The organism is Bradyrhizobium sp. Mp27 (assembly GCF_029953005.1).
GTDB lineage: Bacteria > Pseudomonadota > Alphaproteobacteria > Rhizobiales > Xanthobacteraceae > Bradyrhizobium > Bradyrhizobium barranii.
Map to the genome: position 1 here is coordinate 1 of NZ_JASAUS010000509.1, position 1283 is coordinate 1283.

Consider the following 1283-nt stretch of genomic DNA (forward strand, 5'->3'; position numbering starts at 1 on the left):
TGGGTGATGACGGAATGAGATAGGCGGCGTATCGAGGCGGGTGTCGAGCCTGCCAGAACCTCAAGGAGAGCGATACGCCATGAACGAGCATAGCAACATTGTCCCACTGCGTCAGCCCGATGAGATCGACGATCCACTGACGAATATTTTGCGATCTGGTGCTCGGCAGCTGCTTGCGCAGGCTGTCGAGATGGAAGCCGAGGCGTTTCTCGCCGCGATGAAGGGCTTGAAGCTTCCCGATGGCCGCGACCGCCTCGTGCGGCACGGCCATGGTCCAGTGCGGACGATCCAGACGGGGATCGGCGCCGTCGAAGTCGCCCGGGTAAAGATTCGCGATCGCGCGGTGACCAGCGATGGCGAGCGGATCCGCTTCACCTCGGCGATCCTGCCGTTGTGGGCACGGCGCACGAAGAGCTTGGATGCACTTTTGCCGGTTCTGTACCTGCGAGGCATCTCGACGGGCGACTTCCAGGAGGCGCTGGCGGCGCTCTTGGGCAAGGATGCGCCGAATCTTTCTCCGGGGGTGGTTTCCAGACTGACGACGGAGTGGCAGCTCGAGTACGAGCGTTGGCAGAAGCGCGATCTGTCGGCGCGCCGGTACGTATACGTGTGGGCGGACGGCGTCTTCCTGCAGGCTCGCATGGAAGACCACAGCGAATGCATGCTGGTGCTGATCGGCGCGACGCCGGAAGGCAAGAAGGAACTCATCGGCTTCCAGGTCGGCGTGCGCGAGAGCACGCAGAGCTGGCACGAACTGCTCGTCGAGGCGAAAACCCGTGGGCTGAAGATCGCCCCGGAAATCGCCGTCGGTGACGGCGCGCTCGGCTTCTGGAAGGCGCTCGACGAGGTCTTTCCCGCCACGCGACATCAGCGGTGCTGGGTGCACAAAACCGCGAATATCTTGAACAAAGTCGCAGTGTCGGTACAGGCCAGCATGAAGAAGGATCTGCGCGAGGTCTATTTGGCGTCCAACCGAGCTTCGGCCGAAGTGGCGATCGATGTCTTTGCCGAGAAATACGGAGCGAAGTACGACAAGGCGGTCGAGTGCCTGACGAAAGATCGCGACGCAATGCTTGCGTTCTACGAATTCCCCGCCGAGCATTGGGACCACTTGCGGACGACGAATCCCATCGAAAGCGTGTTCGCGACGGTCCGGCACAGAACGGTGCGCACGAAAGGTTCGTTATCGTCAACGACTGCCAAGTTGATGGTGTTCAAGCTGCTCTGCGCCGCATCAAAGACCTGGCGGCGGCTGAAAGGCACAAATCAGTTGCCGAAGGTCA

Annotated in this window: 1 protein-coding gene; it reads left to right on the forward strand. The window is 61.3% G+C overall.

Translation table 11 applies throughout. The features are described from left to right. Positions 1–79 precede the first annotated feature (79 nt). On the forward strand, positions 80–1283 hold a 1204-nt coding region (locus QJT78_RS51380), incomplete at its 3' end, for an IS256 family transposase (RefSeq protein WP_281460889.1).